This is a genomic window from Deltaproteobacteria bacterium IMCC39524 (genome assembly GCA_029667085.1).
Lineage (GTDB): Bacteria > Desulfobacterota > Desulfuromonadia > Desulfuromonadales > BM103 > M0040.
This window is the reverse complement of record JARUHJ010000007.1, coordinates 25,285-47,995: the sequence shown is the minus strand read 5'-3', so window position 1 is coordinate 47,995 and position 22,711 is coordinate 25,285. Positions and strand designations below refer to the sequence as shown.

Below are 22,711 nucleotides of genomic sequence, written 5' to 3'. Positions count from 1 at the left end.
ATCAACAGGAAGGAGACGAGCAAGGAGGGAACACCGCAAAAGTACTGAAATGACAAACTATTCGTCGATTAGCCAGAGAGAGGCAAAGCATTCCAGCGCTGCACAAGAGAGAACTTCTGCGACACAGCGAGAGAGGCAAGAGCATGTCGGGCAAGGGGAAAGCTTCTCAGCCACCAGCTTCCATCACAGGTGCAGGACCCGGCAAGATGTGCAGGCCCGATATCCTGGTCAGGGTCCGAGAAGCCATCACCCTTACCTTTCAGCCAGGCTTCCTTGCGCGTCCAGATGCGATAAAAGCGCCTGAGCCTGCGCGGTTCGGGGCAGGCACGCAGCCACTGGTTCTCGGTTTCGGAGAAGAACCGTCGGGCAAGAGGGGCATAATCCAGGTCGGGGTTAATTGTCTCAACATCAACACCCACCTCACCTCGGCTAACGACGGCACACACAGCCCAGTTGCCCGAGTGAGCCAGATTGAACGCGGGCGAGCCTGCAAGGCCGACGAGTGCAGGCTTGCCTGCGCGACCATAAGAAAAGCGAAGAGATTGGGGCTCCATATCCAGGTAGCCGGAGAGGATCTGACGCAAGCGAGCACGGGCGACGACAAAAGCGCGGGCTTTATCTGGGTTGCGCAGACGTTTGACACGCTGTAACTCTTGTTCATCGAGGAGAGGTTCGAGGGGATCTGAACAGACAAGCGGAAAACGCCAGAGGTGGACCTCTTCTGATTTCAAGTCAGGAAGGGACGGTGGGTCATGCCATGGCGTCAAAGTAAGCGGCATAATGAATACTCAATGCAAAAGCTACCAGGGACAGTTATACGGCCAGGCTTTTATGGCATTGCTCGCAAACACCATGGCTTGTTTTACCAAAGGGGCCCTTACGATGGCCAAGAGAGCGGCCACACCAGGCGCAAACCACATTCATCCTTTTTTCTTCCTCATAGCGATCTATAAACTTTTCCAGTGTTGAAACGTCTTCGTCAGAAAGGTTTAAAAACTGCAAACCGACCCCTGTGGCGTAATCAGGCTTTCGCCGATTATGATCACAATTTGTCCATGCGACCCGGGCATCACATGAGAGGGGCAGCTCCCCCTCCCGGCCGGGGAGAGAAAAGGAGAGGGACAAGGTGTCATCAACGTCCAAGGGTAATTTGGTTCTAAGGTAAAGTCCACCTACGCTTAAATTACTACTGAGACCTGAAAGGTTTATTTCAGGCAAGGATTTATATTTGATTTTAGCCTCAAAGATAACCCGCTCCAGGAGACTTTTACCACTAGCATTTTTAGTTTCTTCTGACATCAGCAGTGCCCTTTTAATTTCATCAGTCATTAGCCAATAGTCATTAGTCAATAGTCATTCGTCTTAGACAACTTGCTGGGTAGAAAAACTAAGCACTTATAACCAAAAAAAACGGTTGCAAAAATTTAACGCAAAGGCGCGAAAAGGTAAAGAATGATCGTAAAGAAAACCACTTCAAAAAAGAGGAGAGTCAGCCTTTGCGTCTTTCCTGGCCTTGCTTAGCGTCTTTGCGTTGGTCTCTTTATTTCAGGTCCTACTGTTTTGCGTAATGACGTATGCCCTTTGTTCCGGCTATCGTCCAGAAAAAAGCCATGGCCCCTTGAGAAATTCAGCTCATCGAGACGTTAACCATTCGCGCAATCGCTCTATCCCCTCGTCAAAAGTGACTTCAGGCTGATAGCCAAAGTCATTTCTTGCCGCGCTGAGATCAAACCAGTGTGAGGTGGATAATTCCTTGGCAACAAAGCGCGTCATCCTCGGTTCGCCTTTGAGTTTAATTAGCCCATAGACCTTCTCAAGGATCGCGCCGATTGTGTAAGCCAGGGCAGGAGAGAGGGTACGGGTCACCGGTGGCAAGCCACCTGCATCGAGGATCCGGTTGACCACATCCCAGATCGGCAAAGGTTCTCCTTGAGAGAGGAAATAAGCTTTACCGGCGACGACGGAACCGACGTCAAGGTGGTCGGCAGCCTGCAGGTGAGCGAGAGCGGCATTATCAATATAGACGGTATCAACCAGGCATTCACGGTTTCCAAGCTTACGCAGGGCCCCCTTGGCGCCACGCTCAAGAATACGAGGGACCAGGTGATTATCTTCCGGACCCCAGATCAGGTGCGGCCGCAAAGCAACAGTGGCAAGCGTTTGATCATTGGCCTGCAAGACCAACTGTTCCGCTTCGGCTTTGGTCTGAGGATAAAAGGCTTCGAAATGTTCCGGGTAAGGGACCGACTCGTCAACACCCTCCATGTCGGAGCCATCAAAGACCACGCTCGGCGAGCTGGTATGGACCAGGCGTTTGATGCCATGCAGACGACAGGCCTCGATCACATGTTTCGTCCCCAGGACGTTTGCCCTGTAGAACTCCTCGTATGGGCCCCAGACACCCGCCTTGGCGGCAACGTGGAAAATAATGTCGCAACCCTCGACAGCCCGCTTGACCGCTCCGGCATCAGCCAATTCTCCCCGGCAATGTTCAACACCCATCTCGATCAGAGCCGGGTGTGGATTTCGCGAGAAAGAGCGGACCTCGTCACCACGCTCTCGTAGCAGCTTGACGATTGCTTTGCCGAGGAAGCCTCCGCCACCAGTCACTAAAGCTTTCATGACAGCTTCTCCTCGGCCCAGACAGCCAGCTTCTCACGGAAAATCTTGGCATTGTGACGAATATCGACAGGGAATTCGGGATGGAAGAGGAAGGTCTTTATCTGACTGGTTACCTCATGCCCGGCGCCTATAGCAATTAATTCCTTGTGGATCTTTTCAAGTCTTGAGGTGTCAGTCCCCTTTTCCAATTCGATGCAGAGAACCGGCCTCTGATTCCCCCATTCACCGACACCAACCAGGGCTGTCCGAAACACGTTTGGATGGGTATTGAAGATTGCCTCGCAGGGGATCGTGAAGTAGGTCTTTTCAGTGGTCACAACCCTGTGCGCCTTACGTCCACAGAACCAGACGCGGCCCTGGTCATCACGATAACCTAGATCACCCATGCGATGGTAAAAACCCGGGTTTTCCTGGTCAGAAATCTTGCCGAGCGCGGTGGACTCCTCGCGGTTGAAATAGCTTTGGGTGACCTGCGGGCCCTTCACCACAATTTCACCGATCTCGCCAATGCCAAGCTTCAGTTTATCGTCCCAGGCACCGATCGGCGCGTCGGAGATAGCGATGATTTCAAGTTGGATATTCGGCACCGGCTTGCCGACACAGACACCTTTGCCCTGATCCGTGGCGTGACGGGTCTCGCTCAAGATTTCAGCGCTGCCGATCGAACACACGGGCAAGGCCTCGGTGGCCCCATAGGGGGTAAACACCTGGGCTCCGTCAGAGAGCATAGTGGTGAAACGTTCCAGGACTCCAGCGGGCACCGGCGCCCCGGCGGAGATCGCCCGCTTCAGGCTCGTCAGCTGAATATTGTTTTCTTCCCCGTAACGACCGACCTTATTGATCAGGGCCGGCGAACCGAACATGGTGGTGATCTGAAATTTTTCGATGGCAGCAATAATCTTGACCGGATCGACATCAGCCGGGCGGGTGAAGTCCATTTCAGGGACTACGGAGGTCATTCCCAAGGCCGGTGCGAAGAGAGCAAAGAGCGGAAAAGTCGGCAGGTCAATTTCACCGGGACGAATATCGTAGACCTGGCGCAGCATCTCCACTTGCGCTGAGAAGTTACCGTGGCTGTAGACAGCTCCCTTCGGTACGCCGGTGCTGCCGCTGGTAAAAAGAATCGCCGCAGTTTCTTCGTCAGAGGTCTGCGCTGTCTGGTATTGCTGGTCTTTAGGAATTCTGCTCAGGATTTTGTCGAGGGTCGAACCACCCCAGAACCTTTTGCCGACGGTCAGGAGTGTCTTAACAGTCGGCCTGCCCAAGCCAAGGAGAAGGCGGGCCAGATGTGCCTTTGGAATACCAATAAAGACTTCAGGTTGGGCTTCAGCGAGACAGGTTTTGAGGTTTTTAACACCCATGCCGGGATCGACCAGCACCGGTACTGCGCCGATTTTAAAGAGTGCGAAGGTCAGGGCAAAGAATTCGAACCCGGGGGGAACCATGAGGACGGTGCGGACACCACGCTTGACCCCGGTCGCTTCCAGGGCCGCTGCCATGCGATCGCTTTCCTGATCAAGTTCGGCAAAGGTGTATTTTGCGTAGAGGGTCTGCTGCCGGGCGTCACGGCCCTGTGGGATAAAGATAGCCGGAGTTTCCGGCTGCAACCGCGCGATCTCGGGGAGATGCGCGGCAACATTGGCGGAGGCCGTCTGGCTCATTACGCTCTCTCGTCAGGAGCTGCCGTGGCCGGCGGGTCGAGGGGGTTGGCCGCCAGGAATTGTTCGATAATCGGGATCACCTCATCGCTGGCATCTTCAAGGATGTAATGACCGCAGTCATCGAAAGCGTGGACTTCCGCATTGGGAAAGCGACGCTGCCACTCCTTGAGGAAATGCTTGTCGAACACAAAATCCTTCATGCCCCAACAGATTGTCATCGGCAGACCAGCAAAGCGATCCAGGCCCTCTTCGACCTCGGTAACCAGGTCATAACCTGGGTCTTCCGGGTTCAACGGGATATCCTGGACGAAGCGCAAGGTAGCTATGCGATCGGCAACCGTGTCGTAGGGAGCACAATAAGCTCCGCGCAAGGCCTGCGACATCGGGTTGCGCTTGCAGCCAACCCGGGCCGCCATCAGTGCAAACATGTTCAGCTTTTGCACCAGAAAGGCACCGATCGCCGTATCACGACAGATCTTCAGAGCCAGCGGAAACGTCTTGCCTTCAGGAAGGTGGAAGGCTCCCGTATTGAGAATCACCAGACGCGCGATCCGCTCCGGGTGCCGGGAGGCGTAAGCCATGCCGATCATGCCCCCCCAGTCATGCACGACCAGGGTGATGCGCTCGCGCACCTCGAGGTGCTCAAGCAAAGCCTCGAGATCATCGACCCGCTGCTTGAGGGTATAGGAGTAATCCTCGTCACCGGGCTTGTCTGAGAGACCGCAACCGATATGATCAGGGACGATAACACGATAACGATCGCGCAGCGTCTTTGCCAGGTTGCGATAGTAGAAAGACCAGCTCGGGTTACCATGAACCATGACCACGGGGTCACCCTGACCTTCGTCAAGGTAGTGATATCTCAGCTGGTTTAATTCCAGGAAATTATTTTCAAAGGGGTAGAGATCGCTCATTTAATGTACTCATTGAAAGACTTTGTTGTGTTTAGGTTTAACCATCCTGCATATCCTGTATATCCCTGTTAGATTTTAGCCCTTGGAATCAAAGACGATTTACAGGGATATGCAGGATGAACAGGATAAAAGCAAAAGCTGACGCTCATAGAGCTCTCTTTGCATTACATTTAAAAGTATTGGTTCTCGTTTGGCATAAACTCTTTACAATCACCACTGGATGGCCAGCATCAGGCAGTTCAAGCCACTGCCGATACCGAGAAAACCAACGGTGTCGCCGGGCAGAAGGAAGTCTCGTTCCTTGGCAATTGCAGCGGTTACCGGCAGAGAAACGGTGCCCATATTGCCGAGAAATTCGTACGAGGAAAAATCCTTGTCGGCAGAGAGACCGATCGTCTGCAGGATCAATTTCTGATGAGCCTCGCCCACCTGGTGACAGATAACCTTGTCGATGCGATCGGTGGTCAGATCCAGTTCCCTGGCAAAGGCATCCCAGGTCCTTTTCCCCAATTCCACACCGTACTTCATAACGGCGACGGCATCAGTCTGCATGTAAGGGACATGGTTTTCAGGGTCGTCGGACTTGATCCCCCAACGACAGAGGGTGTGATGCTGAGGCTCGGCCAGGTTAACACCGCCAAGCAGACGCGGCCGTCGTGCCGGTGTAAAGGAACCATCGGTGAGGAGAACAGCAGCAGCACCCGAACCGCCGGTTAAAGTGGCCAGAGACTTGGTGAAATTCTCCATGGTCGGGTTATCCAGCATCTGCTGAATCATGATCTCGTTGATTTCTCGAGAGCTTTCACAGGCAACCACGAGACCGGCACGGATCTGGCCCAACTCAATGCGATTGGCAATATCAAGGACACCGTTGAGGACTCCGAGACAGGCGTTGGAGGTATCGTAAATCGCAACATCCCCCTGGATGCCAAGGGCTGAAGCAACCTGACAGGCCGTTGCCGGTTCGTAGTGCTCACGACAGACACCGGCGTAGACGACGGCGCCGATATCAGACGGCGAAATCTTGCGCTCGCGCAGGGCCTTTTTTGCAGCCGCGATCGCCCCTTCCGAAATGCGCGTGTTCGGTTTCCACCAGCGGCGTTCCCTGATGCCGGTCAATGCTTCCAGTTGGCCCATGGGAATATGCAGGGCCTCGTACATCGGCTTCAGCCGGCTTTCCAACTCCGTCGATGTCACCACGATCGGCGCCAACTCATAGCCGACCGATTCCACGTATACTCGTGAGTACTTCATTCACACCACCATTATCTTAATTAATGCCAAGCTCGCCACATACTACAAGCTCGCTATAAGGCTGTAAAGCTATAAGACTGTAAGGTTTCAGGACTCTAGGGCTTTAAAGAATTCCCACTTTACAGCTTCAAAACTCTAGAGCTTAAAGCTTTCCATCCGGCCACAACCGGATGGAAAAGTCTTTCATCTGGTAGATGACCTTGCCATCCACCGAAAGGTAACCGTCAGCTTTCAAAAGACGTTGTTCATCATCAACCGAAGTGACGACAGCCTCGACCAGGACCTTATCATTGCTCGGAATAATCTGACCGCGATAGTTCCAGCGATGCGGCTCGCCCTGCGCGATAGTTTCCAGGACGGTGTTGGCAGCGCCCCCCCAACGTTTGACGGCAGCGATTTTAAGCAGTTGCAAAAAGGACTCGAGGCCGAGAGAGCCGGGCCAAACCGGATCCTGGTAGAAGTGGGCTTTAAAGAACCACTCATCTGGATCGACAAGCTTACTGCCGCGAATAAAGCCAAGGCTTTGCGGACCACCATCAGCAACAAACAACTCAATGTGATCGATCATACGCATCCTGGTTGCGGGGAAAGGTGCTTCTGTCGGGTAGTCAAACTGCCCACCGCGGGCGATTTCCCCGGCACTCGGCTGATAAGGTTGGGCTTCACGCACCCCGACCTGTTGAGCGAGAGATTCTGTCGAGAAGAAGCCAAAGACCGTGTCGCCGGTATAGACCGGACCGAGATGATCGCTGATTTCAAAATCGTAATTCTGGATGATCATACCGCCACTGCTGGCGATACGGGTAATCGTGACCCTGGTGGTCAAAGTTCCCGATTCGGGTGTCACCGGACGGTGCTGTATGGCATTGCCGTCGAGGTTGCGGAACTTGAGATCGGTTGCACTGGTCAAAGCTGAGCCAAGATAGGCGGCCAGCCAACCGCATGGCTGCAGGCCGGCTTCAAGCAAAACACTGAACGGCATCTCCGGCTGTCGTCCCGCCTTGAAGTACCAGGCATCGGACGGCACATCATACTCGGCTTCACAGGTTGCGCCTTCAAGCAGCTTGAACGGCTCGCCGGAAACATCGACGATGCGATCGAGGAACTGGAACGGTGGCCGCGGCAGGCGGGCAATCTTGCGCTCGCTGTCGAAGACCTTGTAAGGGGCACCGAACGCTTCGGATGGGTTGCCGTCCGAGAAGGCTAGGATTTTGTCGTAATCATACAGGACACGGGGGCTGGGGGTTGGGGGCTGGGGGCTGGAAGGAGACGGGCCTCGTTCCGTGACAGCCTTTGACCACAAGCCTTCAACCTTGTCGCGTGTCAGGCCGGCCAGGCGAATCGACATGTTCGGGATCTCGACGATCGGTTTGCCGTCGGCAAACATCAGCGCATCAACAATCGCAAACGGCTCGGGCCCATAGCCGAGTTCCTTGATGCTGACCTGGTAGGTGACGGTTTTGGTCGTCTCGATAACCTGGCCGCGACACTTCAAGCCGCTATCCACACCTGGGATCGGTTCGCACCAGGTGCTGCCCTCTTCACCGATCCAACCCATACGCAGCAGGTAGATACGCAGGGTGTGCATGCAGCACTCGTACATCAGGGTACCGGGCATAACGTTATCGTCGCAGAAGTGGCAGGTTAAAAACCAGTCGTCCGGGCTGATGTCCATCTCGGCGCGAATCTGACCGAGACCATAGCGACCACCCAGCGGGTTGAGTTCGATGACCCGATCGACCAGCTTTAAGTAACCACCGGGCAAGGTGTAGGGTTTTGTCAGTTTCAGATCAGCAAAGAGCTCACCGAAGGCCGTCGCCAGATCGCCGGCGTAGATGGCATCGACCTGGGCTTCATCGTAAGACTCAACGGTCAAGGGTGCCAAATCACGCCAGTCCTCAGGTTTGATACCGGGTTGCGGCAGCAAGTCGAGTTTGGTGTGGACAATACCTTTGCCCGCAGCCAGCTCCTGTTCGCTAAAGAAGCCTGCGCAACCGTTCTGCATGGACAGTAGAGGCTCGCCGTTGACAGTGCCCTCGAAGTTGAATCTGAAGAGGTAGGTCTGGTCCTGGCGGAAGAAATGGTCGATCTTGATATCGTAACGGATCACATCACCAACAACTGGCAGACCACGATGGAAAGTCACCACGGCATCGAGCAGGCGATAGACGGCCTTACCCTTGCTGAGGAAGTCGATCCCCAGGTAACCGGAGAGAAAGAGGTCGGCCTGGCCCGCTTCAACAGCCACGCAGGTGGGAATGCGGCCACCATCAAGATACCAGCGATCTGCGGTGACATCATGTTCTGTCACCACCCGGCCACTGGTCATGGAAAGCGGCTCGCCCTCAACCGTCATGATGCGGTCCACAAGCATCAGCGGCTCATCAGGCAACCGGACGCGGGTCGGATAAGTGTCGACTTCGGCAAACTCCGGCCCGAGCATCTTGGCGATCGAACCGATGGCAAACTCCATGCACATTTCGCGGGTGTAAAGCGGGGGCTGGGGGTTGGGGGCTGGGGGCTGGACAGGTGGATAGCTTTCACGTCCCGCGTCCCACATTTCGAGTCCCGCTTGAACCACAGGTTCAAGCCTCGGAACAGGCTCACCATTGGCAGCCATCTTCTGCAGCAAAGACATTTGCAGGTTGATATTTTCGGTCAGCGTCTTCTCCATGGTGCTGGCAAACGTCAGGTAGGCTTCATGGGTCTTGGCATTCAAAGCAGCCGTCTCAGCCATCTGCGCCACCAGGGGATCTCTGGCGAGATCCGGGGTCTGGGGACTGGGGTCTGGGGGTTGGACGAAAAATGTCTCCTGAAAGGGACCGTCCACATGCTGTTGACCTTCTCGTTCCGCGTTCCGCGTTCCGCTCCCCGAAGATTCTTCAAGTTTCTCCGGAGGTTTAGGTGGTTCAAAAGCACGTCCACCGATAACCGTTTCAATCCATGGACCGGATTCTTTTTCGCCAACCATCATACTCGTCGGGTAGAGGACATCAAGATTGACCGGCACCCGCTCCGCCAGACAATTGGAGAGCAGGCGCAGGAGCAAAGAAGTCGCCTTCTGTCCGGGGTAGCAGACCGCCCGGGTCATATGCGGTTTGCCTTCGAGGATGTTGCCGATCATCCGACTGCAGGAATTGCCCGGTCCCATCTCGAGGAAAATGCGTACGCCGTCAGCGTAGGCCTGCTCGATGACCCTGGTGTAGTCAACCGTCTCCAGTGCCTGGCCGAGGATCACATCGGCAGCGCTGTCTGTGGTGACCTGATAGCTCTGACCCAGGTTGCAGCTGTAGAAAGTAATGTCTTTGGGTGCAGTCACAGGGAAAAGGTGCAGCTCCCGGTAAGGCTTCGCCACCGGCTCGGCAACCTCGCAATGCACTGTGGTTACGCCACGCAGGGGGAAGAAGTGACCATTGACTTCGCGAGCCAGGGCTTCGACCTGGTTACGATCACCACCAACAACGCACTCCTTGTGCGTATTGATGATCAACAGGTAGGCCTTGTCTTTGCCGACAAGAGCCTCTTTTACTTTCTCTGCAGGAGCATCAACAAGACCTAAGACCCAGTCGACCTGTTCGTTCTTTGGCAAGTTCCAGACCTTGCGAGCGGCCTTGCACTCACCGGCAAGCTGTTCTGTAAAGAGGGTCGATTCGTTAAGCCTTTGCGACATGCCGTCGCGGTCCTGCCAGGCACCAAAGGAGAAAAGGCCGGCCGATTCGCCAAGGCTGTAACCGCTCACAGCGCTGGGCTCAATACCAAAGCTGCGCACCAGGTCGCTAACTGCAGTGCCCAGGGCAACCTGGGCGATAACCAGGGCATTATGGTCGTCATGCAGCGTCTCGGACAGTTCAGATTTCCAGAAATTTTCGGGTAAAAACTGCCGGGCCAAAAACTTGCTCAGGCCATCCTGATGGCTGTAGATAGCGGGCCAACGAGCTGAGAGATCACGCCCCATAGCCGCAAAATGATTGCCGGAGCCGGGGAAGATAAAGGCAACTTTACCTTGCTCTGCAAGCGGTGACGGAGCATAGAAAAGTCGATCGCGAAGGCTCGTGGAGAGCACAGTTCCATTCATGCCATTGCCACCCAGCATCTTTTCCGGATTATCACACAGGGAAAGCAACGCATGCTCAAGCAGGTCAAGCAGTTCCGCACGATTCGACGCAACCATGGCCAGACAACGTTGCTTGTTCTGGTTGAGACCCGTCTCGCGATACCACTGAAACGCCAAGGCTTCGATTCCGCCATCAGGGGCCATGGCGACATAGTCCTGAAGTTGAGTAATCTTTTTCAGCAACCCTTCAACATGATCCGCTTCAAGAACGAACAGGCCTTCGTCGAGGGCACCCAATGGCCGTTCAAATGTCGTGGGCTGAGCGCACCCTGCTTTATTTTCAAAACCTTCCAGGACAACATGGGAGCAGGTGCCATCATTGCCAAGACCGCTGACCAGCGCTCTTCGCGGCCCTTCGACCCGGTTGCGCAACCAGAATTGTGCTGCTTCGGCAGCGATGAAATTGCGCTTGCCGCGGACCCAGTCATAGCGGAGCGACTGCAGGTTGCGCAGTGGCGGTAAAAGTTGCGTTTCCAGACAGAGAGAGGCCTTGATCAGGGAAGCCAGACCGGCCACCGAACCCGTATGCCCGACTTCAGCCTTGACACTGCCTATATAGCAGGGCTTTTGCGTCTGTTTGGCACCGAAAATAGCGCCAAGGGCTTTCGCCTCAAGGAGATCCTCCGACGCCAGGCCGCTGCCATGGGTTTCCAGGTAACTGACTGATTCCGGAGTCGCCCCGGCTTCGAAGAGCGCCCGCTCAACAGAGAGAGAATAGGCATCACTGTTCGCGGTTTCATCCTCAATCCGGCCGCCGGTTGCCGTACCAACACCCTTTATAACAGCATAGATATGATCACCATCCTGCTTGGCGTCATCAAGTCGTTTCAGAATAACAGCAGCAGCGCCCTCACCGACCAGTGAACCGTCTGCATTTTTATCAAAGGGGCGAGCAACGCCACTCTTTGAATAAGGCTGCTTTTCATGGCGACCAAGAACCGCACGCAGATCGCCGGCCATGTCCGCAGCGCCTACAATCGCCCGGTTGATAGAGCCTTCCTGCAAAGCGCGCACACCCACTTCGAGGGCTCTTAGACCGGAGTTCTCCTCGCTCGACAGGGTGAAGCTGGGGCCACCGACCTTGAACTCCTTGGCCACCCGGCTGGCAACGATGCTGCCGAGCGCCCCCATTACCCGGTTGGCACTTAAGGCCGGACCGGCCGATTCGCGCAGAGCGGCAATCCAATCATTAAGCTCCGCTTCGGAGAGGTCGCGGCCAAGCTGTTGCGCCCACCGGCGAGCCAGTTTTTCAAGACCCCAGCGAAAGCTGAAGTTGGTCGCGTTAAGATCCAGCCCCGTTCCGATAAAGACCCCGGTAAAGAGCAGGTCCTCTTTCTTGATGCCGGCGTCCTTCAAGGCCTCGTCGGCCACCTTGAGCATCAGGAGTTGGCGGGGCAGCATCTCCTCAACCTCTTTCGGCGGAATGCGAAAGACTCCGGGAGAGGCGTGCGCATCAGAAACGTAAAAGCCTTTGAAATCGGATTTTTTGAAGCCTTTGTTTTTAAACCAACGGCTCTCTTCCGCCCCCCACCAGCGTGAGGGGAGCTCTGGCTTGACTGTTTCATCACCCAGGAAGCGGCTGCGCAGAGAGTCAAGAGAATCCCAGGGGCCAAGATGTGCACCCATGCCGACAATCGCGATCGGTGGGTTCTTCTTCTTGAATGACGGTGGATAGGTCACAGAACTTTTTGCCGGTTGTTTTGGAATCCATTCCTCAACCAGCAGGTGAGCGTTGATTCCGCCAAAACCGAAAGCACTTACGGCAGCCCGGCGCGGCTGGCCTTGCTTGCGCTGCTTCCAGGGCTTTGATTGGCGCAGAACCCGGAACGGACTTTTCTCAAGGTCAACACCCTTGGCCGGCTGCGCAAAGTTAGCGGTCGGCGGCAGAGTGCGTTCTTTCATCGCCAACAGGGTTTTCATCAAAGCGGCGGAACCGGCAGCTGTCAACAGATGCCCGATATTCGATTTCACCGACCCGATCACACACTGGCCCGACTGCCAACCTTCTTTACCCCAGAGACTTTTCAGGCTGGAGAACTCGACCACGTCTCCAACCGGGGTACCAGTGGCGTGGCACTCGATCATATCAACATCGGAAGGAGACCAACCGGCTTGCTGGTAGGCAGAACGCATCGCACGCAGCTGCCCTTCTGAGGCAGGAGCCAGCAAGCTGCCGCCGATATCGTTGGACAGGCCGATGCCGCGAATCACGGCATAGATATGATCGCCGGCACGCACGGCATCTTCGGTGCGTTTGAGCAGGAACATACCACTGCCCTCGCCGACCACCAGACCATCGCCATTGGCGTCGAAAGGGGAACAGGTACCGGAAGGAGATAAAGCATGCAGTTGGGAGAAGCCCATCTGGGTGTAGAGAGAATCAGGCCGCGCCAGTCCACCGGTCAGCATGGCATCGGCACGTCCGGCCAGCAGTTCATCGACAGCCAGCTTGATGGCATAGAGTGATGAGGCACAAGCCGCATCAAGGGTATAACAGGTGCCACCGAGGCCGAGAGCTTTGGCGAGGAGACCGGCAGGAAGACCGGCGACGTAGCGATTCAGAGGGTCGACACTCGGCAGCTCCGCTTGCGCTTCTGTACCGAGGACTTTTTCGGCGAAAGTGCGGCCGAGATAATCCCTGGCCATGGTCGAGGAGTGTTCACTGGGGAGAGCCAGGTTGCCGATGATGACGCCGACCTTCTGCCGATCAACCTGGTCGATGCGGCCATCACTAAACGCTTGGTGGCCGGTACGCAACAGCAGGCGATACATCGGGTCGAGACCGTTTAAGAAATCGGCATCGATCTCGAGGCCGGCAACGGATGACGTATCGATCTCGTCATCAATGAAGCAGGCTTTCTTCGAATAGATTTTGTCGGGAGCACCGATTGCGGGATCAAAGGCTTCATCGGGTTCGAGCAGCCAGCGCCCTTGCGGTGGCTGCCGAGACGTGTCGACATTGCCGGTAATCGTTTCCCAGAAACGGTCCAGGGTCGGTGACATTGGAAAAATGCCGCCGACCCCGACGATTGCTACAGATTTACCGTGCTTCATCCTCAGGCAACTCCCTGCAGTTTGTTGCGCTGGAAGCTCGCATTCAGCGACGTATCAATCACGCACTGGTAATCCTCGATACGGGCGATCAGTGCGCCGCTGCCCGGGTCGACAAAATCGATTTCCGCAGCGGCCTTGCTGGCATTTTGGTTGGTCACGCGGATACGGATCTCGGCACCGCTTTCAGGGAAGCGCTCCAGGTACTGACGATAACGTCCAGCGAAGACCGGCAGGGATGCAGACTTGTAGCGCTCGAAGCTCCAGAGGATCATCAACTGGAAGCTGCTGTCGAGGGCTAGAGGATCAGAGAGCCATGAATTTCGCAACGGCTGCTTGATCCAGTCGGTCGGCAGTGGCGCCGGACGGACCATCGAAGCGATGCCGTCAGCAGAGCAGCCAATTACCTCACGGATACCGTGGAAGTCTGGTCCGTGGAAGAGCCGGTCAGGTTGGTAGACTTCTTCGATCGGCCGACTGTAAGCCTGGAGTTCAACACGCTCCATAGCCACCTTGCCTTCAGGCAGCTTGGCAGCCAGAACGATTCTGGCGCGGCAGTGAACGAACTGCTTGCCGTTCGCCGCAACACCTGAGAGCTCCACGGGCACGACATGCACACCACCGCTCTTGAAGGACTTGCCGGTCATCACCTGCAAGGTATGGCTTTGCCCCTGCTCCAGGGTGACACCTTTCAACACCCGCAGATCGTTGAAACCATGGAAACGTAAGCCCGGATTGTTATGAATCGCACCATGCGCCATCCACTCAATCATCACCGCCATTGGCAGAACCGCCTTGCCATCTATGACGTGGGACTTGAGGAAGGGGTACTGTTCAATCGAGACCTCCAGGTCGAAGGCCTTGGAAACATAGATATTATCATGAGACTGAGATGAAACTTCGCTCGCCGCTTCTTCACGCCCACCGAGGATCACCAGCTCGACCGGCCCACCCGGTGGCGTTGCAATTTCCTCGACCAGGTAATCGGCACCCGCCTTGAGGTCGATGACAGCCACCCCTTCTTCAGCGAAAACTTTCTTCAGCGCCGGGGTCACCATGCCTCCATCCCAAGGCCCCCAGTTCAGGGAGAGGACGCGACAGTCAGAACGTTGTGCCGCCTCCTCTTGGGCTATCTTATTGAGGATCTCGTTGGCCACGGCATAATCAACCTGACCGGTGCGGCCGAAACGCCCGGTTGATGACGAGAACATCACCATGAATTTCAACGCATCATCGGCAACGGCAGTCAGCAGATTGCGCAGGCCCGCGATCTTGGTGCTGTAGACTAGCTCAAACTGCTCTGCGGTCTTGTCCTTGATCAGGCGATCGGCCAGCACTCCAGCGCCATGAATCAGACCCTTGACCGGACCGTACTCTTCACGAACGTCCTTGATGACAGCTGCAACAGCACCCCCGTCACGCAGGTCGACGGAGCGATAGATGGCCTGTCCTCCGGCCTCCTTAATGCGCCGCAAGCTCTGGCGGATTTCACGATTGCCAAGAATCTCCTGGCACTTGCGACCCACATCTTTCGGCTTAAGGGGGCTGTCGGCATTAGCAACCACCGCTTTTTTGATCACTGCTTCACCCTGCAACCCCTCCAGCCAGACCGGTTCCGATTGTGGTGCTGCACTGCGACCGAGCAGCAACAGTGTCGCGCGACTCGATGCGGCAAGAGCAATCGCAACCTCCGCAGTCACACCGCGTGCGCCGCCGCTAACCACGACCACATCACCATAATCGACCGGCGAATCAAGCTTTTCACCAGAGATAGCTTCTTCGACCAAGCTGAGCGTTTGCAAACCTTGAGTCGAGAAACCGACTTCCTGGACACCGTCAACCAGAAGTTCGCCAACCAGCATTTCTGCGCTTTTATTCACATCAGTCAGGTCTGCCGACAGGTCGAAGGCTTTGCAGGCGACTTCAGGCCACTCGTGCCCGGCCGTTTTGGCCAGACCGGCCAAGCCTCCTGAAAGGGCATCGGTCACTGCACCACCGTCAGCCAGACCGAAACAACCGTTCAGTCGCGACACCGTAGCCATGACCGCTCCAGACTTATCAGCAGCAGCTTTAAGCGCTGGCTCCGCCAATTGCATCAGGCGGAAAGCGCTCTGCAGGAAAAGATCATCACTACCGGAGTGTGGAGCAACCAGGACCAGCCCAGCCAGGTTGTCATTCGGGACAAGGCCATCAAGTTGAGCGAGACTGGTTTTCTCAGCCTTCAGCCCTTGGGCTTCCAGCTGCTGGCAAAGCGCATTGGTCAGCTCCGAACCATCATCACTGACCCAAACCAGAGACCCTTTTGCCAGATTTAGTGACTCCCGATTCCCGGAGGACGGCAACGGAATCGCCTTGAGGACCTTGCGTTCCACACCGCTGCCTACAGACGGCAACTCAAGAGGCGCTTCAACCTTCGCCTCTGGTTCAGAGACGCCGGACACACTGGCGAGAAAATCCACAATATGACCAACAGTCTGTAAAGTGCCTAGGTGTTCCGGTTTGATCGCCGGTGCTCCCGGTAGTTTGTCCTGCAGAGCGGAGAGAATCTCGACGCGTTTGATCGAATCGATGCCGAGATCCGTATCAAGCGCCATCTCAAGTTCAAGCATCTCGACCGGGTAACCGGTTTTGCCGGCAATCACGTCCAGCAAGGTTGCCGCCACGGCATCACGATCCAGTGGACTGCTCGTTGCAACGGGTGTTACCGGTGCGGCGCTCTTGTTGCCAGCCACTGCGAGATGTTCTACGATCTGACCGAGGGTTTGCAGCACGCCAAGATCTTCCGGTTTAACCGCCGGTGCCTCGGGGAGCTTCTCCTGCAATGAGGAAAGAATTTCAACACGCTTGATCGAATCGATACCAAGATCGGTGTCGAGGGCCATCTCCATCTCAAGCATCTCAATCGGATAGCCGGTCTTCTCGGCGATCACTTCGAGCAGCACGCTTGCAACGCGACCGCTATCAAGAGCTGGCGCTGCAGCGGCCTGTGCTACTGGCGCGTCAATGACCATGCCTGCGCTCAAATGATCGACAATCTGGCCAAGCGTCTGCAACACACCCAGATCTTCAGGCTTGACGGCCGGAGCTTCCGGCAACTTTTCCTGGAGCGCAGAGAGGATTTCGACGCGTTTGATCGAATCAATACCCAGATCAGTATCGAGAGCCATCTCCATCTCAAGCATCTCGATCGGATAGCCGGTCTTCTCGGCGATCACTTCGAGCAACACGCTTGAGATACGGCGACCATCAACCTCAGGGGCCGCAACCGGCACAGCACCTTGAGCGGCCGATGCCGGTGACATACCGGCACTCAAATGAGCGATGATCTGGCCAAGAGTCTGCAGAGTGCCAAGGTCTTCCGGCTTGACGGCAGGAGCCTCCGGCAACTTTTCCTGTAATGCGGAGAGGATCTCTACACGCTTGATCGAATCAATACCGAGGTCGGTATCGAGGGTCATCTCCAGTTCCAGCATCTCTTCCGGGTAACCGGTCTTCTCGGCGATCACGGCAAGCAAGGTGGCTGAAACGACATTGCTGTCAACTGCTGGCAATGCGGCAGCGGCAGCCGTGGGTGACGCCGCCATGCCGGCACTTAAGTGCTCAATGATCTGGCCGAGAGTCTGTAGAGTGCCCAGATCCTCCGGCTTGACCGCAGGGGCTTCGGGCAACTGCTCCTGCAGCGCGGAAAGGATCTCCACACGCTTGATCGAATCGATACCCAGGTCGGCATCGAGGGTCATCTCCAGTTCCAGCATCTCTTCCGGATAACCGGTTTTTTCAGCGATGACCGCGAGCAGAATCGAGGAGACCTTATTGCTGTCAAAGGCAGGGGCAAAAATCGGCGCTGGCGCGGCAGTCACAGCTGTCGGAACCGGTGCAACTGGAGCGGCCATCGGCTGAACCGGAGCAACGGCAGCAACAGGGGCCTGAGCAACGGGGGCAACAGCAGGCTTCAACGGCTGGCCCTGTATCAGACGGTTTTGCTGATCAACCAGGTTAAGGAAAGAGTGGGTCGCGGCTTCCTGACCGGCAAGGAACTGTTGATGCAGGCGCGACGTCTGCTCCTGCAGATTCTGCAAAGCCTGCATGCTCTGACGGGTCATCTGCAAGGCTTCCTGCAGGGAACCGGCATCGGTGACAGGTGCCGTCGAACTCGGCGTCGACACCGCTTGCGGAACAGCATGAGCGACAGGCGCTGCCGCAGGAGTTGCAACGGGTGCGGCTTGTTGCGCGACCGGCGGACGCTTTGCGGGGCGTTTGAAATAGTTAGCGCCGGTCAAAGGAATCGTCATGCCGGGCTTTTTGCCCTGCTTTGACTTGATGCTTGCAGCGTAGCCTTCATCCCAGTTCGACAGTACAACCGGGTAACCCAGCGCGCTCAGCTGAGCCAGGGCCCGGGCCAGGTCGTTGATGCCCGAACGCTTGCCATTGGAGGCGTCGACGGCAATCGCCTGGCAGGCTCGTTCACCAAGGATCGCTTTGACCATACCGGTCAAACGCGCACCAGGGCCAACCTCGAGGAAGGTGCGCATGCCGGCTGCGTACATGGCTTCAATTTCTGCGACAAAGTCGACTGGGCAGGCCAATTGAGCAGCGAGGATATCGCGAGTTTTCTTAGCCTCTTCCGGGTAAACACTTCCGGTGGTGTTGGCAAAGACACTGGCCGTCGGTTTACCAAACTTGATCTCCTGCAGACGTTCGCCAAAGGGGCCGCTGGCATCAGCGACCAGCTCACTGTGGAAGGCCGCTGCAACAGAAAGTTGCTTATAACGCAGGCCTTGCTCATCGAGGAGCTTGACGGCTTTTTCTATTTCAGCCGTCGCTCCGGAGAGGACGCCCTGTTCGGGAGTATTGCGATTGGCCAGAACGAGTTGCAGCCCGGAATTCTTGAGAAAGGTTTCGACCTGATCGAGAGGTGCGGATACCGCCAGCATCGAACCACGGTCGCCGTCACCGGCGGCCATCAATTCGCCACGCAGGCGTGACAGCGAATGGAACGCATCAATATCGAAATAGCCGCCGGAGCAGAGGGCGGTCAGCTCTCCGTAGCTGTGACCGGCATAAGCTTCGGCAGTAACGCCGAAGGTGTCCAGTACGTCGCGGGCTCCGAGGCTGACAGCACCGAGTGCAGGCTGGGCAACTTCAGTTGCCTGCAGATTTGCAACATTCTGATCTCTGCTGGCCTGGTCGAAACCGGGGCGAGGATAAACAAGTTCAACCAGACGACCTTCCTTGCCGTTTGTGTTAGACAAAAAAGCTCGATCGGCAGTCGTGAAGGAGTCGAGGAATTGCGGGAACTGGGTCGCCAGGTCCTTGAGCATGCCCGGGTACTGGGCGCCCTGACCGGGGAACAGCATCGCCAATGTGCCATCAAGCTCACCCTTGGCAAAAAAGCTGCCGTCGGGAGTGCTCCAGGAATCTTGATCGCTGCTCTTGAGCATAGCCAAAGCGCTTTTCACCTGAGCGGCAGGCTTGGATTTGTCTTTCTCAAAAACCATCAGCAAACGACAGGCTTGCTGTGCAGCAAAATTGTTACGGCTCTCATCAGCAGCCAGACGCAGAGTGTTCCAGGCCGCATCGGCCGGGAAGTTCTGCAAAGCGGAGGCCAGTCCGCTTTCATCTGCGGCACTAAAGGCAGCGATCTGCACATCACCCTGCCAGTCGGCAGCCACTTTGAGCGGCTGGTATTCCTCAAGCAGACAGTGGAAGTTGCTGCCACCAAAACCGAGCGCGCTGATACCGGCCCGGCGGGGATGATCGCCGCGCGGGATCCAGGGGCGGGTTTCGGTGTTGACATAGAATGGAGAGGTTGCCGCGGTCATTGCTTCCTGTGGCTTCTCGACTTTAATGGTCGGCGGCAAGGTCTTGTTGTAGAGCGCCATGGCGGCTTTAATCAGACCGGCAGAGCCTGCAGCTGCCTTGGTATGACCGATCTGGGACTTGATCGATCCGATCGCGCACCAGGGCGACTCCGCTTCGCCGAAAACTTCCTTCAGCGCAGTAACTTCGACAGCATCACCAACCTTGGTACCGGTGCCATGTGCTTCGATCAGTTCGATTGTTTGCGGATCAACGCCACCCTGCTCGTAGGCCCGGCGCAAAGCTTTCTGCTGCCCGGCAGCGCTCGGCTCGTAAATCGCCGCACCGCGACCATCACTTGACGCACCAATACCCTTGATGACAGCGTAGATTTTGTCCCCATCACGCTCGGCATCAGCCAGACGCTTGATGACGACAATTCCCAGGCCTTCGCCCAGAGTCGTGCCGTCAGCATTATCGGCAAAAGGTTTGGCATGGCCGGAAGGAGACAGGGCCGGAGTCTTGCTGAAGCAGGTGTACATGAAGATGTCGTTAAAAGTATCGATGCCGCCGGTGACCACCATGTCCGATTTGCCTGCGGCCAGTTCCATCGCCGCCAGGTTGAGGGCACTTAAGGAGCTGCCGCACGCGGCGTCGACCACGCAGTTGGTGCCACCGAAATCAAAATGTTTGCTGATCCGTCCGGCAACCACGTTGCCGAGCAGGCCGGGGAAGGAGTTTTCCTGCCAGGGGACGTATGAATCACTGATGCGCTGCATAACGTCTTCGGCGATCGCATCGGCGATGCCGGCGTCTTTCAGCGCTTCGCGCCAGCGCGGATGACCGAGGCGGGCACCGAGGGGCACAACCAGCTCCAGAGTTCCGGTCACGCCGATGATGACGCTGACGCGATCACGATCGAATTCCTTCTCAGTCGTATAGCCGGCATCCTGCAACGCCTGATCTACGGCAACCAGCCCGAGCAATTGCGACGTATCAATCGCCTCAAGCGCATTGGGCAGAACGCCGTACTCCATCGGGTTGAAATCAACCGGGGAGAGGAAGCCGCCGTACTTAGCGTAAACCTTGTCAGCCGTCTTGGGATCGGCGTCGAAATAATCGTCTGAACGCCAATGGGTTTCGGGAACCTCGATGATCGAGTCCGTACCATTCTTGATATTGGTCCAGAAGGTTCCCTTATCTTCTGCCTGGGGAAAAAGGCAGCCGATACCGACGATTGCCAACGGCGTCGTTGCCGCTGTCTTCTGATTCTGTTCTCCGCTGTTTTTCTTCAACTGAGAAACTCCTTAATCTGAGCGATTTCCAGGGGTGCCGAAAGCTCTGCCTCATCATCGAGACAAACCCCTTGAAGTTTAAGTTGGTTGGCCCTTATCAACACGGCCGCACCAAAGAGAATATTCATAGCCACTGTGGCAACTTTTCGTTGTTCGGCCGCATCCAGCACAGAGCCCTTTACCCATTCGTTAAAAGCGCCCATCGCCGGCCCGCACCAGATCTGATAATCGAGCTTGCGGTCGGCGACACCGCGATTGGCCCAGACCGGCGACTGGCCGAGATACCAGCGGAACACCAAGGCCATCTTGTACTTCGGGTCAGCCTCAGCCTTGGCCAACTGGCGCGGGTCTCGCTGGGTGAAAAAGCTGCACGTCTCTTCCCAGACCTGATCGAGATTCTTGCGAAACACCGTCTTTTCGAGCTTCTGGCGCTCTTCGACAGGCAGATCTTCAATACTGCTGTGAGCGCGGTAGAGCTCATAGAGCTTGGCCGCACGCATGGAGAACATGGTGCCTCGTTTGATCACCTGAACCTTGACACCCATCTCAAACATATCGCCGGACGGCGCCATGGTGACATCAGCCTGCCGGGTCTCGGCGAGCATCTTGCGTACTTCATCACAGGTTCCGGACTCAACACAGGCCTGGTTAATCGTACCGGTCACAAGGTAATCGACGCCCAGAGCAAAGGCCGCAGCCGCAGAGGCTGGCGTGGCAATGCCGCCGCCAAGGCCAACGCGCAGGGGCTGGTTGTAATTATACTCTTTCTGCAAGGTATTTTTCTGCGCCTTGATGGTCGGGAAGAGCGCCATGGCAGGACGGTTGTCAGTATGTCCACCTGAATCGGACTCGACGGTCACATCCTGAGCCATAGGAATCTCGGCAGCCATCTCAGCCTGCTCAGCGGTCAAGTCTCCCGCAGCAACAAGTTTTTGCAAGAAACGCTCCGGCGGTGGAGCAAAAAAACGTGCGGCGACTTCTTCTCGGGAAATTTTGGCGATGATGCGGTTCGGAGCAATGACACGCCCCTGGGCATCACGAGAGATGCCGTGGGTTCGATAGCGCACAAGAGCAGGCGTCAGCGCGAGAAAAGCCGAGGCTTCCACCAGGTTAATGCCACGACGCAGGTAAAGGTCGACCAGGGCATTTTCCAGCTCCGGCTCGTTGGGGCTATGAATCAGGTTAAAGCCGTAAGTGAGCCCGGCAGAAGAGCTTTCCAGCTGATCAATGGCCGCCTCGACCTCTTCGATCAACAGTCCCGCAGCACCAAAGAAACCAAGCATACCAGCATGGGCCAAAGCCTCGACCATAGCCACAGAGCTGATGCCTTTGGCCATGGAACCACCAACGTATGGATAGCGAATAGCGTAGTCACGACAGAAACTGACATCGCCAAGTTTTTCTATCGGACAAGCCAGGGCCATACCGTTAAAGACCTGTCCCTCGGCAAGCGCATGAAGTGGCCCAACTGTGCCAGTCATGACCTGAGTGTCACAACCCTGTGCCTGCAGGTAAAGCGGTTGCTGGATATGACGCAAAGCTGCGGTCAAAGCCGGCCCTGCAGCAACCTGTTCAACGGGGTCAAAAACCCCTAAGGGCTCTGATGGTTTGTAATGCGACTTTTGCAAATGACACTCCCTGAAGCGACTATTCGAGCATTTCTAAACCTCTGTGAAACAAGGCTCAATCCTGCAGAATTTTTAAACACAAATTTTTCATTTAAGCAGAACTGATGAGTATAGTTTTTTTTTGTCCGGGCCACAAGAAATTATAGCCACACAATGGCCATTTCATGCGGTTTTACAAGACATTTACAAAAACTGGTCATCCGAAAAGCCGAAGACTGAAGATGGGCCTCAAAGAGAAGGTCAGCTTGCCGTCCATGGAAATCGAAAAGAATCCCAGCCGAGCCTCGAAAAAGACAAGCATTCCAGCCGCTTGCAGAGCACCTTAAACTTGGGTGGCAGGCACAAACCAGATCCCATAAATTTTCTTTATAGA

At 55.9% G+C, this 22,711-nt stretch carries 9 protein-coding genes; all 9 read right to left on the bottom strand.

Features of this window, described 5'->3' with window-relative positions:
• Positions 1–68 precede the first annotated feature (68 nt).
• Positions 69–779, bottom strand: coding sequence for a 4'-phosphopantetheinyl transferase superfamily protein (locus tag P9J64_15305; protein MDG5469687.1), 711 nt, complete (start codon positions 777–779; stop codon positions 69–71).
• A gap of 34 nt (positions 780–813) precedes the next feature.
• Positions 814–1,299: a PilZ domain-containing protein gene (locus P9J64_15300; protein MDG5469686.1), complete on the bottom strand. Its 486-nt coding sequence runs from the start codon at positions 1,297–1,299 to the stop codon at positions 814–816.
• A 333-nt stretch (positions 1,300–1,632) separates the two neighbouring features.
• Positions 1,633–2,622 carry an NAD-dependent epimerase/dehydratase family protein gene (locus P9J64_15295; GenBank protein ID MDG5469685.1) on the bottom strand — a complete coding sequence of 330 codons (990 nt, stop codon included), beginning with the start codon at positions 2,620–2,622 and terminating at the stop codon, positions 1,633–1,635.
• On the bottom strand, positions 2,619–4,283 hold the full coding sequence (locus tag P9J64_15290) for a fatty acid CoA ligase family protein (protein ID MDG5469684.1): 1,665 nt from the start codon (positions 4,281–4,283) through the stop codon (positions 2,619–2,621). The genes P9J64_15295 and P9J64_15290 overlap by 4 nt, the downstream gene beginning before the upstream one ends.
• Positions 4,283–5,197, bottom strand: coding sequence for an alpha/beta fold hydrolase (locus P9J64_15285; protein ID MDG5469683.1), 915 nt, complete (start codon positions 5,195–5,197; stop codon positions 4,283–4,285). Before P9J64_15285 ends, P9J64_15290 begins: the two co-directional genes overlap by 1 nt.
• A 210-nt stretch (positions 5,198–5,407) precedes the next feature.
• The gene (locus tag P9J64_15280; GenBank protein ID MDG5469682.1) at positions 5,408–6,451 is read right to left on the bottom strand and encodes a 3-oxoacyl-ACP synthase III; all 1,044 of its coding nucleotides are present in this window, start codon (positions 6,449–6,451) and stop codon (positions 5,408–5,410) included.
• A gap of 142 nt (positions 6,452–6,593) precedes the next feature.
• Positions 6,594–13,619, bottom strand: a complete 7,026-nt coding sequence (locus tag P9J64_15275) for a beta-ketoacyl synthase N-terminal-like domain-containing protein (GenBank protein MDG5469681.1) — start codon at positions 13,617–13,619, stop codon at positions 6,594–6,596.
• Positions 13,620–13,621: 2 nt separating this feature from the next.
• Positions 13,622–20,710, bottom strand: a complete 7,089-nt coding sequence (locus P9J64_15270; protein ID MDG5469680.1) for an SDR family NAD(P)-dependent oxidoreductase — start codon at positions 20,708–20,710, stop codon at positions 13,622–13,624.
• Complete coding sequence (locus P9J64_15265) at positions 20,707–22,134, bottom strand: PfaD family polyunsaturated fatty acid/polyketide biosynthesis protein (protein MDG5469679.1); 1,428 nt, start codon at positions 22,132–22,134, stop codon at positions 20,707–20,709. Before P9J64_15265 ends, P9J64_15270 begins: the two co-directional genes overlap by 4 nt.
• Positions 22,135–22,711 lie beyond the last annotated feature (577 nt).